The organism is Hypnocyclicus thermotrophus (assembly GCF_004365575.1).
Classification (GTDB): Bacteria; Fusobacteriota; Fusobacteriia; order Fusobacteriales; family Fusobacteriaceae; genus Hypnocyclicus; species Hypnocyclicus thermotrophus.
The window spans coordinates 134193-148229 of record NZ_SOBG01000005.1 but is presented as its reverse complement, the minus strand read 5'-3'; the positions used below and the strand labels follow the sequence as shown (position 1 = coordinate 148229).

Sequence of the window (14037 nt, the reverse complement as noted above, 5' to 3'; positions counted from 1 at the left end):
AATCCTTTCTATTAAAATAATTTTTTATAAAATTATTTTTGTTTATATACATATTAAGTAATTTTAGATTTTTTTCTTTGCTTCTTCCCACATTTTATCCATTTCTTCTAAAGTAGAATTTTTCAAATCTAAATTTTTCTCCACAAATCTAAATCTTTCTTCAAATTTTCTATTTGTTTTTATAAGAGCATTTGTTATATCAATTTTTAAAAATCTACTAATATTTACTAAAGTAAATATTATATCTCCAAGCTCTTCTTCTAAATTTTTAATATCTTTATTTTTTATTGCCTCTTTAAATTCTAATACTTCTTCATCTATTTTTTCTATTACATCATCTATTTTTTCAAATTCAAATCCTATTTTTTTAACTTTCTTTTGCAATTTTGTTGCTCTAATTAATGGTGGTAAAGAATTTGGAATCCCATCAAGAACTGATACTCTATCTAAATGTTCTTTTTCTGTTTTCTTTATTTCTTCCCAATTTTTTAATACTTCATCACTATTTTCTACTTCTACATCTTTAAATACATGCGGATGACGTCTAATAAGTTTTTCATTTAATTTTTCAATAACATCATCTATATTAAACCTCTTTTCTTCTTCCATTATTTCAGATTGAAAAACAACTTGAAGAAGTAAATCTCCAAGTTCTGATTTTAATTCGTTATAATCTTTTTTATCTATTGCATCTATAAGCTCGTATGATTCTTCTAAAAGATAAGGTTTTAAACTATCTAAGGTTTGTTCTTTATCCCAAGGACAATCTTTTCTAAGTTTTTTCATTATTTCAATTAATTCTTGAAACTTGTTCATTACATCTCCTCGATATTATACTCTTTTTTTAATCTTTCTAATGTTTTATTATATTCATCTAATCTTTTTTTATTTAAAAGTTCTTCTTTTAATTCTTTTTCTTTTTCTTCAAATGGTATATATGAAGATTCTTTTTTATCTTCTGTAAGTATTATATGATAACCATATTTTGTTTCTACAATTCCGTCATATACTTTTCCTTTTTCAGTACTAAAAGCAGCATCTGAAAATTCTTTTACCATTCTTTCTTTTTCAAACCAACCAAGTCTTCCTCCGTCTTTTGCTGAAGGTCCTTCTGAATATTGTTTTGCTAATTCATGAAAATCTTTTCCTTCTTTCACCAATTTAAATACATCTTGAGCTTTTTTATAGGCAGCTTTTTTCTCTTTTTCATTTAAATTCATTGTTAATATTAATATATGAGAAGCATTTACCTGTTCTGGTATTTTATAATTTTCTTTATTTGCTTCATAATATGCTTTTAACTCATCTTCTGTTACATCAATTTTTTTAATAATATTTTTATTTATATAACTATTAATAAGTAATCTTTCTTTATATAAATTTAATTCTTTTTGTAATTCTTTATCATTATCTAAACCTAATTTTTCGGCTTCTTTTTTTATTAATTTTTGTTCTACTAATTCTTTTAATATTTCTTTTTTCCCTTCTTCACTACTATAATAATCTTTATATTGTTCTGGTATGCTTTTTAATACCATTTCAACTTCATCTTCTGTTATTACTTCGTCTCCTACTCTTGCTAATGCATTTTTAGGCGTTTCATTTTTATCCATAAGTTCCACTTTTTCTGTTTTTTCTACCACTTTTTCTTTTACCTGTTTTTTATTATTACATGATACTACTGATACTAATAATATTGCTATAACTAATATTTTTTTCATTTAGTTCTCTCCTTCTTTTAAGTTTATTAAAAATTTTTTTATATTTCCATTATAAATAATTGCTTTTTTAGTTGATATATATTTTAGTTTACCTTTTAATATTAACACATTTATTCTATCTATTTCAATTTTATTTTCATCTAATTTCATAAAATACCCTTCTTTTGTTTCTATTAATTCCAATATTCCTACTTCCTTAGCTAGTAATTTTATCTCATAATACTCAAAAAGCTCCTCTGTTTCTTTAGGCATTTTAGAAAATCTATCTATTATTTCATTTTTTAATTCTTTTAATTCTATAATTTTTTTACAACTTAAAATTCTTTTATATACTCTAATTTTTTCAGTTTCATTTATATAATCATTAGGTATATAACCTTTTTTATTAATGTCTATATACAATTCTTTTTGGATTTCTTCGTTTTTTAATTTCTTCATTTCTTCATTAAGCATTTTTATATATAAATCATATCCAAATGTATCAATAGCACCGTGTTGCTTGTCTCCTAGTATTTCTCCTGCTCCTCTTATTCTCATATCTTCTAATGATAATTGAAAACCTCCTCCAAGCACATTTATATTTTCCAATGTTTCTTTACGAAGCTTTGTTTTTTTACTAAGTTTTCTTTCTTTTTCTAATAATAAATAACAATATCCTTTTTTATTTCCTCTACCAACTCTACCTTTTAATTGATATATTTGTGCAAGTCCTAATTTTTCTATTCCTTCAATTATAATTGTATTTGCATTTACTATATCTATACCATTTTCTATAATTGTTGTTGTAAGTAAAAGATCAAATTCTCCATTTTCAAATTTTACTATTTTTTCTTTTATTTGATTAGCTGGCATTTGTCCATGAATAAAATCTATTTCTATATAATCTGGTAATATTTTTCTTAATTCATTTAATTTATTTTCCATACCTTTTATTGAATTAAAAAGATAAAATATTTGTCCTTCTCTAGCTTTTTCTTTTAAAATAACTTCTTTTATTTTATTTTTTTCTTTTTCTAAAAATTTTATTTCTACTGGCTTTCTATTTTCTGGTGCTGTTTCTATTATAGATATATCTCTTATTCCTAATAAAGCTAAATTCAGTGTACGAGGTATAGGAGTAGCTGTAAGTGTAAGTGTGTCTACTGCAATTCTTAAAGTCTTTAATTTTTCTTTTGCTTTTACTCCAAATTTTTGCTCTTCGTCTATTATTATCAAGCCTAAATCTTTAAAACTAATATCAGTTGATAATAACCTATGTGTTCCTATTACTATATCAACTGAACCATTTTTTAATCCTTCTACAACTTTATTTTGACTACCTCTTGACTCAAGTCTTGACAATAGTTTTATATCTACAGGGAAATTTTTAAATCTTTCTATAAACCTTTCATAATGTTGATGTGCTAAAACAGTTGTTGGTGTAAGCATAACTACTTGCTTTCCATCCATTACTGCTTTAAATGCTGCACGAAGTGCTATCTCTGTTTTTCCATATCCTACATCACCACAAACTATTCTATCCATTACTTTATAACTTTCCATATCTCTCTTAGTATCATTTATAGCTTTTAATTGATCTTTTGTTTCATTATATGGAAATCCTTCTTCAAACTCTTCTTGCCATACTGTATCTTTTGAAAATTTAAATCCAACTGCAGCTTCTCTTTTTGCTTGAATTTGAACTAATTCTTTTGCAAACTCCTCTATATCTTTTCTTATTTTTTCTTTTCTTTTTTTAAATCCTTTTCTTCCCAAATTATATATTTCAGGAATTTTTCCTGGTTCATTTATATATTTTTCTATTTTATTTATGCCATCAATTGGTACATAAAGTTTATCTGCATCAGCATATTTAATAGCTAAATAATCTTTATTATCTATCTCTTCTATTCCTAAATATATACCTACACCATGATTTTCATGTATTACATAATCACCTTTTATTATTTGATTTATATTTTTTAGTTTTAATCCTTCTTTTCTTTTTTCAAGTCTTACAACTCTTATTCCTTTTAACTCTCTATCAGTAATTACTAATTCTTTTGCTGTTTCAAATCCTTCAAAATAATTTTTTCTCTCTATAATTATATTTTTATATCCTTTAAATATCTCTTCATATCTTCTTTTTTCTTCTGTAAAAATATAAATAGTCTTATTTTTAGAATACTCTTTTATATAGTCATAATCTTTTAACTTACTGACAAAATTTTCATTTAATCTTTTTGTAAATATATGTATATTATCAAAAATAATTTTTGCATATTCTTCTCTTATCTTATTCTCTTTTTCTCTATTATTTAGTATGTATTCTTCAAGTTTATAATCTAAAAACTCTTTATTTTCTATAATAATCTCATAATTTTTATACTTTAATTTATTTAAAAGTTCTAAAAAACTATATTTTTCACTATTTCCTATATTACTATTTATATCAATATGTTCTATTTTTTCTATAGATTTTTGAGTATCTATATCAAAATATCTTATATCTTCTAAAAAATTATCAAAAAATTCTAATCTAATTGGATGATCATATGACGGAGAAAATATATCAATTATATCTCCCCTTATACTGTATTCACCAATAGATTCTATTATATAATTTCTAGTATATCCATTCTCTTCTAAAAATTTAATAATTTTATTTATTTTATATTCTTTTTCTTTATAAATAGTAAAAAATTTTATTTTAGAAAAATATTCTTTAAATACAGCATTTAAACTAATAAAAATAATTGAATTCTCTTTTTTTAATATATTTAATAATTCTATATTTTTTTCTTTCCATTCTATATCTGTATAATTATAGTTTTCTATTTTTAAAAGATTTTTATTTGAAAAGTCTTTTATTCCAAAGTAATAATCATCTATATTCTTATTTAATCCTGAAAGATATATGATATTTTTATTTTTGTTCATAAGAAAAAAAGGTATTTTCCCTCTATATATTTCTTTTTCTTCTAAATCTATTGTAAAATTCATTTTTCCTCCATTTAATTTTATAAAACATTATATAAATTAAAATAATTAATTTAAATTAAGCCAAAAAAGACTCTTTTTTTACATTCTTAGATAAAAATCTAAAAAATAATATTTTTGTTTATATACATATAATTATAATATTAATACATTTTTTAGTATAAGCTATTTTTTATCTGTTTTCAATTATTTTCAAAATTTTATTTTTGTTTATATACAAAAATAAACCGGATAAACCGGTTTATTCTTCTTCCTCAATATCTATCTCATCTTCTAAATTTTTTTTCACTTTTACAATAGATACCACTTTTTCATTTTCTGCTACTCTCATAACTTTTACTCCTTGAGTAGCTCTACCTATATTAGATATTTTTTCAACAGGTGTACGTATTACTATACCATTTGATGTGATAGCCATAAGTTCTTCATCATCATTTACAGATTTTATTTCTACTACATCTCCTGTTTTTATATTTGATTTTATGTTTATTACTCCTTTTCCACCTCTTGATTGTAATGGATACTCTTCTAAATCAGTTCTTTTTCCATATCCTCTTTCTGTGATAGTGAGTATTTTCTCCTCTTCATTTCTTACTATTACTCCAGATACGACTTCATCATTTGTACGAAGAGTTATAGCTTTAACTCCTGCTGCATTTCTTCCCATAGATCTTATAAGTTCTTGACCAAATCTTATTGCATAACCTTTTTTAGTTGCTACAAATATCTCTTCTTTCTCATTATTTATAAGTCCTACATATATTAAATTATCCATTTCATTAAGTTTAATAGCTATAATTCCAGATCTATTCATATTTTTAAATAAATCTAAATTTGTTTTCTTTGCTTTTCCTTGTGATGTTAAGAAGAATACTTCTGTTTCATCTGAAAAATCTCGAACTTTTATAATTGCTCTTACTTTTTCATTTTTATCTAAATTTATAAGATTAGTTATAAGTTTTCCTTTTGCTTGTCTAGATGTTTCAGGAATTTCATATACTTTTAAACTATATGCTTTTCCAAAATCAGTAAATATCATCAATGTATCCAATGTAGAAGCTACATACATACTTTCTACAAAATCATCTTCTATAGTTACTTGAGCAGATATTCCTTTTCCGCCTCTTTTTTGTGCTTTATATTTATCTAAAGCCATTCTTTTTACATAACCTTTATTAGTAAGTGTTACTATCATTTTTTCATCTTTTATTATATCTTCTACAGATATATCTCTTCTTGAAGCTTTTATCTCTGTACGTCTTTCATCATTAAATTTTTCTTTTAATTCTACAAGCTCTGCTTTTATTATTTCATATATTCTATTATCATTATTTAATATTTCTTTTAACTCAATGATTAATTTCATAAGTTCATTATATTCAGCTTCTATTTTTCCTCTTTCTAATCCTGTTAATCTTTGTAATTTCATATCCAATATAGCTTTTGCTTGTATTTCACTTATGCTATATGATTCTACTAGCTTTTCTTTTGCTGTATTTCCATCATTAGAAGCTCTAATTAACTCTATAATTTTATCAATATTATCTAATGCTATTCTAAATCCTTCTAAAATATGTGCTCTTTTTTCTGCTTTATTTAATTCAAATCGTGTTCTTCTTGTTACTACTTCAAATCTATGTTGTAAATAATATTCTAAAACTTCTTTTAAGTTTAATACTCTAGGTATATTATTTACAAGTGCAAGCATAATTATCCCAAAAGTTGTTTGTAATTCTGTATATTTATATAAATTATTTAATATTAATTCTGGTTCTTCTCCTTTTTTAAGTTCTATTACAACTCTTATTCCATCTCTATCTGATTCATCTCTAAGATCTGATATTCCTTGTAATCTTTTTTCTTTTACTAAGTTAGCTATTTTTTCTATAAGTCTTGCTTTATTTACTTGATAAGGAAGTTCTGTTATTATCAAACTAACTCTACCATTTTTTTTCTCTTCTACATCTACTTTTCCAGAAACTAATATTCTTCCTCTTCCTGTTTCATATGCTTCTTTTATACCTTTTTTTCCAAATATAATTCCACCAGTTGGAAAATCTGGTCCTTTTATATGAGTAGATAATTCTTCAATTGTTATATCTTTATTATCTATTAATGCAATAATAGCATCTACTAACTCACCTAAATTATGTGGTGGTATTTTAGTAGCCATTCCTACTGCTATTCCATCTGCACCATTTAAAAGTAAATTTGGAAGTTTTGCTGGTAATACTACAGGTTCATCTAAGCTATCATCAAAGTTTTTTCTATAATCTATAGTATCTTTATCAATATCTACTAATAACTCAGAAGTAATTTTTGCCATTCTTGCTTCTGTATATCTCATAGCAGCTGCACTATCTCCATCTATAGAACCAAAGTTTCCATGTCCTTGTACAAGCATATATCTATAGTTAAACTCTTGTGCCATTCTCACCATAGTATTATATACTGCAGTATCTCCATGTGGATGATACTTACCTAGTACTTCCCCAACGATTCTAGCACTTTTTTTATAAGGCTTATCATTAGTCATTCCCATTTCATTCATTGCAAAAAGTATTCTTCTATGTACAGGTTTTAATCCATCTCTTACATCTGGAAGTGCTCTACTTACAATTACACTCATTGAATAATCAAGGTATGATGCCTTAATCTCATCCTCTATATATATCTCTTTTTCAATTGACATATTTCTATACTCCTCTCAAGTAAATTAAATATCTAAGTTTCTTACATATTCTGCGTGTTCTTCAATAAACTCTCTTCTAGGTTCTACTTTATCTCCCATTAACACAGAGAATAATCTATCTGCTTCTGTTGCACTTTCAAGAGTTACTTTTAATAATGTTCTTGTATCTGGATCCATTGTTGTTTCCCATAATTGTTCTGGATTCATTTCTCCAAGTCCTTTATATCTTTGTAAATTATATCTTGTTCCCTCATCAAATGTTTTTAAAATATCATTTAATTGTTTATCTGAATAAGCATAAACAATTGATTTTCCTTTTGATATTTTATATAATGGTGGTTGCGCTATAAATATATTTCCATTTTCTATAAGCTCTGGTAAATATCTATAAAAGAAAGTAAGTAAAAGGGTTCTTATATGTGCCCCATCTACATCGGCATCTGTCATTATTATTATTTTACTGTATCTTAATTTTTCTATATCAAAATCATCACCGATATTTGTTCCTATAGCTGTTATTAATGCTCTTATTTCATTATTTTCAAGTATTTTATGAATACCGGCTTTTTCTACATTTAATATTTTTCCTCTTAAAGGTAATATTGCTTGGAATCTTCTATCTCTTCCTTGTTTTGCACTTCCTCCCGCACTATCTCCCTCTACTATATATACTTCACATTCTTCTGATTTTTTTGATGAACAATCAGCTAATTTTCCAGGAAGTGAGCCAACTTCAAGTGCATTTTTTCTAAGTACTAACTCTCTTGCCTTTTTAGCTGCTTCTCTAGCTTTTTTAGAAAGTAATATTCTTTCAACTATATTTTTAGTATCATTTGGATGGTCATCTAAATACATTTTCAGATAATCAAAAACTATTGATGATACCACGCCTGTAACTTCTGAATTTCCTAATTTTGTTTTTGTTTGTCCTTCAAATTGCGGTTCAGGTACTTTAACACTTACTATACATGTAATACCTTCTCTTACATCTGTACCTTGAAATTTTCCATCTTTTTCTTTAATGTATCCTTGTTCTCTAGCTACATCATTGATTACTCTTGTAAGTGCTGTTTTAAATCCACTAAGATGTGTCCCTCCTTCATGAGTATTTATATTATTTACAAATGAATAAGCATTTTCTCTTTGTTTTTCTGTATATACAAATGATACCTCTACTACAACATCATCTTTAGTTCCTTCTATATATATAATATTTTCTATTATTTTTTTCTCTTCTTTAGTTATTTCACTTAAAAAATCAACTATTCCACCTTCAAATTTTAAATATTCTGATTTTTCTTTATCTTTTCTGCTATCTGTAATAGTTATAGATAATCCTTTATTTAAATAGGCAAGTTCTTTTAATCTAGATTTTAAAGTATCAAACTCATATTCTAATGTTTCAAATATCTCATAATCAGCTTTAAACCTAACTGTTGTACCTGTTTCTTCATAACAGTCCCCTATTTTTTTTACTGGTTCTACTGGTTTTCCTCTAAAATATTTTTGATAAAATACTCCACCATCTCTTCTTGATTCTACTTCACACCATTCTGATAAAGCATTTACTACAGAAGCTCCAACTCCATGAAGTCCTCCAGATACTTTATATCCACTTTTTTCAAATTTTCCTCCCGCATGAAGAACCGTCATAATAATTTCAAGTGCAGATTTATTATGTTTTGGATGTAAATCAACTGGGATTCCTCTACCATTATCTCTTATTTCTATTATATTATCTGGTAAAATATTTACTTGAATATTATTACAATAACCTGCTAAAGCTTCATCAACACTATTATCTACTATTTCGTAAACTAAATGATGAAGTCCTCTAATTGATGTAGATCCTATATACATTCCAGGTCTTTTTCTAACAGCTTCTAATCCTTCTAGGACTTTAATATTTTCTGCTTTATAACTCATTTTCCCCTCCAAATATTTAGTATATTAGACGTTTTAAATAATTATTTACTAAATTTTCTATTTCTTTTTCATTAGAATTTTGTGTTTCAATCATAAAATAAATTCTAGCATATTTTTTATAAACTTTTATATTATTATTATTTGCTCCATCCATCATTTTTTTTCTTACTTCATCTTTTATTTTTGCTCTAATATCTAAAAATTGTTCTTTTGTTATATGTGTATTTGTCAAATCCTCATACTTGATAAATGGAATATTTTTTATTATATTATATAATTTTTTTCTTTCTTTATGTTTGTTTTGATTAAAACAATTTATACATATATCTCTTTCACTATAAAAATATATACCACAATTTTTACATTTTTTATAATTATGATTTTTTAAATAGATTTCTTTTTTTTTAGATAATATCATCATATTTTTTATTTTTTCTTTTATCACTTCATCATATTCTTCTATTTTTTTTTCTATCTTTTCTATCTCTTCTTTTTTTAAATTTATTTTTTCTGGTTCAAATTTTTCAAAATTTTCCTCATATATTTTTTCTGGATTTATATTTTCTTTTATTTCAAATCTAATATTTTTTATATAGTTATTTTCAAAAATTTTATTTATTTTATATAAGATTATATTTTTTTTCAAAGTAAATTCTTGCAACCATATAGAATTTTTTACTCCTATAATCAATATATCATTATCTAATTTTATTATCATAGAATTTTCAAAAAAATATGGTTCTACTATTTTATTATAATAAGCTCTTATCATACTTTCTTTTAACATTCTACTTTGTTTTATTCCTAATTTTACTATCTCATTTACTGGATTAATTCTTATTTCATCCATTTACATCACCTTTAAATATTTTAAATTTTTTAGAATTAATTCCCAAATCATCAGTAGAACTTAAAAAGAGTTGTATTTCTCTATTTTCAAAATATTTTATTATACTTTCTTTTCGTATAGAGTCAAAATAAGATGAAATATCATCTATTAAAAAAATAGGTGTTTCACTTTTTTCTTTAATAAGCATATCTATTTCTGATATTTTTAATGCAAATATAATTGATTTTTTTTCTCCCTGAGAAGAAAATGATTTTGCTTCTTTTCCATTTAACAAAAATAAAAAATCATCTTTTTGAGGACCTATCAAAGAATAACCATATTTTTTTTCTTTATCTTTTATTTTTTTATAATACTCTAATAATTTTTTCATTATTTGATTTTTATTAAGTTTTGTTATATCACCAAAAGAATTTTTATATGTTAAAATTAATTCACTCTTATTATCAAATAATTTTCTATAATTAAGATTTAATAAAATAGAAATTTTTTTTATGTATTCATATCTCATTGTAACTATTTCGACTATTTCTTCAAAAAATTTCTGATTATATATTTCAAATATTTCACTAAAATCTTTATTCTTAAAAAAAGTATTTCTTATTTTTAATATTTTATTATAATTTTTTAAATGTATATAGTAACTTGTATTTCCTTGAGATATTTCATAATCAAAAAAATTTCTTCTATTCATAGGTGAACCAATAATAAGATTTATATCTTCTGGAATAAAAGATATTACATTCAATCTTCCTAAATATTCATCATAAGTTACTTTTTTTTTATTATAAAAATACTCTTTTTTATTAGAGATTGTTTTTATAGCGATATTTTTTTCTGAAAATTTGTCTTCATATTCCAAATATGTAGCTAATTTCAATTTTTCATATTTTATTATATCTTTTATATTTTTAGTTCTAAAACTTTGACCAGTAATAGTAAAATATATAGATTCTAAAACAGATGTTTTACCTTGCCCATTTTTTCCTAAAAACAGATTAAATTTTTTGTCAAATTCTAAATTTCCATCTATTAAATTTCTAAAATTAAAATATGAAAGATTTTTTATAAACAAAGTAACACCTCAATTATTTATTTACTATTTTATATTTTCTACCATTAACTTCTATAATATCATCATTATATATTTTTTTTCCTCTTCTAGTTTCTATTTCTCCATTTAATTTTACCAAGCCATCTTGAATAACTATTTTAGCTTCAACTCCACTTGATACTACATTAATCCACTTTAATAATTGATCTAATTTTATAAATTCTGTATTTATTTTTACTATTTCCATTAATCGACTCCTTTACATAATAATACATTATATAATATCATATATATTTTTTTTAAGCAATTATAGAAAAATATTTTTTATTTCAACCAATATGTATATAGACAAAAATATTTTTTTATAAAATAAATTTTGATTTTACTTATTTAAGAAATTTTTCTTTTTTAATTTATACTTATTTTACTAGTTTTTATTATTATGTATATACACAAAAATATTTCTTATCTTTTTATTCCCTTTATAATCAATATTTTTCATTTCACAATAGTAAAATAGTACTTATTTTATTATGTTTAAATATGTATACAGTCAAAAATAATTTTTTATAAAATAAATTTTGATTTTACTTATTTAAGAAATTTTTCTTTTTTAATTTATACTTATTTTACTAGTTTTTATTATTATGTATATGCACAAAAATATTTCTTATCTTTTTATTCCCTTTATAATCAATATTTTTCATTTCACAATAGCAAAATAGTACTTATTTTACTATGTTTAAATATGTATATGATTAAAAATAAAAAAAGCCTATGTAAGGCTTTTTTTATTTTAGAAGCAAAGTTTATATATTTATATTATACTAAATTTCTTTCTATCAGTATTTCTCCTATAAATTTTAATATAGTAAGCATATATATATTTTGATTTTGATTTTTTAATTTTATTAAAAATTCTATTGATACTTTTTCTCTTTTCTCACAAATTTCTAATGCTTGTTTTTCTATTGATGCTTTTTCTAATTCATCTAAAGAATTAAATATTTTTTTTATTTCTTCGTCAGATAACTCTTTTGTTTTATTTCCTTTATTTTCTTTTTTTTCTTGTTCAAAAAGAGTTAAATTATCTTCTACTTTAATAGTTTCTTCTACTATATCACTATTTTTTTCTAAATTATTTACTATTCCATTAATATATTGAACTAAAGTAGTTCTAATCTCATAATTTACTTGAGTATATAAAATATCTAAAATTTTAACTACAAACTCTTCTCCTTTTTGTTTTACTAATCTTTTTATTTTATTATCTACTCTTTTATTCCATAATTTTGAAATATACATATTTTGTTTAGCTTTTTTTATTTTTGCTTTTAATATATCTTGATTATCAATAATAATAGCTTCTTCAACCTTATATCTATTAATATCTATCTCATTATTTTTCTCATATGGTACTCTTTCTAGTTTAGGTATCTTATTACCAATATACGAAGATACGTGACATTTATTATCTTTTTCTATATTAAATTGATATTTAACTACTATTTCACCTTTTTTATCATATATTTTTACACTTTTTATATAACCTAATTTTATTAATACATTAAAAGCTTTCTCTATTCTTTTTTTTATCTGTTTTACTCTACTTAATTTATATCGTCTTTTTTCACCTTTTTTATTTATTCTACTTACAATTTGTTCTGTCTTTAAAGGAATTATCGCCGCCAAAGTTTTTAGTGGTATTTCATCTTCTATTTTACTATATCTTATTTTACTTATATATTTATATATTCTAGAAGCTACTACATCTTTATCAATAATTTCTAAAAGATTTTTAGAGTTATATTTAATATATCTTTTATCTTTTATTTTTTTTCTTATATTTTTATTAAGTGTTACTCTATAAAAAACTTTTTTTCCTAATTTTAATTTTTGATAAGTTAAAAGTTTAAATTCTTCATCTTCAAATTTATATTTTCCTAATTTACTATGATTTGATATTACAAATTGATACTCTGTATTTTTAAGATTTTTCAAAGATTGTTCTACTTTAGAGTAATATGCTCTATTCATTTTATTTCCTAAAAAACCACAAATAAAATCAGATATTTCAAATTCTATATATTCATCAGTATCATTAATTTCTCTTTTTTGTTCATACATTGAAATAAGATAATTATATATTTTTTCTTCGAAAATAGATGGTTGAAAAACCTTATCACTTTCATCTTTACTAACTAATGTACAGTACATTGTTACACCTAAATCTTGAAAAGAATATTTAAAATTAACACGTTTATTTTGTTTTTGAGGCGTAAAAAAAGGAAAAACTATCATTTCAATAGGTATATTAATTATATTTTCTTTTAAATTTAAAAAATTTCCTGTTTCTTTTATAATCATTTCTTTTACTTCTATATTTGGTAATGATTTTTCTTCCATATCAAAATGATCTATTTCTCTTACTGCATCTTTTGTTAAATCACCAGATGTATCAATATTATATTCATCTAATTCAAATATTTCTTTTTCTTCTTTTAAGATCATAATAGATGATTCCTCCTAAAAAATATTTTCTTTTTCCCCTAATTTATAGTAAAATATATATGTATATATTCAATAATAATTTTCTATTTTTTATTATAACAAAAATAATAAAATATTGTAATATTTTTTATTTTTATTCATATACATATATTATATATAATTTATTTAGAATATATATTGTTTTTATATTGTTGATTTTAAAAGATTTTATATGTATATAAACAAAAATATATTTATAACTAATAAAATCAAATCTTGTTTATTAATAATATATAAAAATATATTGAATTTCCTAATAAAAACAATG

9 protein-coding genes are annotated in these 14037 nt (G+C 22.7%); all 9 read right to left on the bottom strand.

Annotation, left to right across the window (positions count from 1 at the left end):
* Positions 1–63 precede the first annotated feature (63 nt).
* The gene (gene mazG / locus EV215_RS06825) at positions 64–816 is read right to left on the bottom strand and encodes a nucleoside triphosphate pyrophosphohydrolase (RefSeq protein WP_134113251.1); all 753 of its coding nucleotides are present in this window, start codon (positions 814–816) and stop codon (positions 64–66) included.
* Positions 816–1721: a peptidylprolyl isomerase gene (locus EV215_RS06820; protein ID WP_134113250.1), complete on the bottom strand. Its 906-nt coding sequence runs from the start codon at positions 1719–1721 to the stop codon at positions 816–818. Before EV215_RS06820 ends, mazG begins: the two co-directional genes overlap by 1 nt.
* Entirely contained in the window at positions 1722–4703 is a 2982-nt protein-coding gene (gene mfd / locus EV215_RS06815; protein WP_134113249.1) for a transcription-repair coupling factor, read from the bottom strand. It abuts the gene before it with no gap.
* A 238-nt stretch (positions 4704–4941) separates the two neighbouring features.
* Positions 4942–7392 carry a DNA gyrase subunit A gene (gene gyrA / locus EV215_RS06810; protein ID WP_134113248.1) on the bottom strand — a complete coding sequence of 817 codons (2451 nt, stop codon included), beginning with the start codon at positions 7390–7392 and terminating at the stop codon, positions 4942–4944.
* Between the two features lie 24 nt (positions 7393–7416).
* The gene (gene gyrB, locus EV215_RS06805) at positions 7417–9318 is read right to left on the bottom strand and encodes a DNA topoisomerase (ATP-hydrolyzing) subunit B (RefSeq protein WP_134113247.1); all 1902 of its coding nucleotides are present in this window, start codon (positions 9316–9318) and stop codon (positions 7417–7419) included.
* Between the two features lie 16 nt (positions 9319–9334).
* Positions 9335–10168, bottom strand: coding sequence for a DciA family protein (locus tag EV215_RS06800; RefSeq protein WP_134113246.1), 834 nt, complete (start codon positions 10166–10168; stop codon positions 9335–9337).
* Positions 10161–11240, bottom strand: a complete 1080-nt coding sequence (recF, locus tag EV215_RS06795; RefSeq protein WP_134113245.1) for a DNA replication/repair protein RecF — start codon at positions 11238–11240, stop codon at positions 10161–10163. Before recF ends, EV215_RS06800 begins: the two co-directional genes overlap by 8 nt.
* A gap of 13 nt (positions 11241–11253) precedes the next feature.
* Entirely contained in the window at positions 11254–11466 is a 213-nt protein-coding gene (gene yaaA, locus EV215_RS06790; RefSeq protein ID WP_134113244.1) for a S4 domain-containing protein YaaA, read from the bottom strand.
* Between the two features lie 575 nt (positions 11467–12041).
* Positions 12042–13730, bottom strand: coding sequence for a chromosomal replication initiator DnaA (locus EV215_RS06785; RefSeq protein WP_134113243.1), 1689 nt, complete (start codon positions 13728–13730; stop codon positions 12042–12044).
* Positions 13731–14037: the final 307 nt, after the last annotated feature.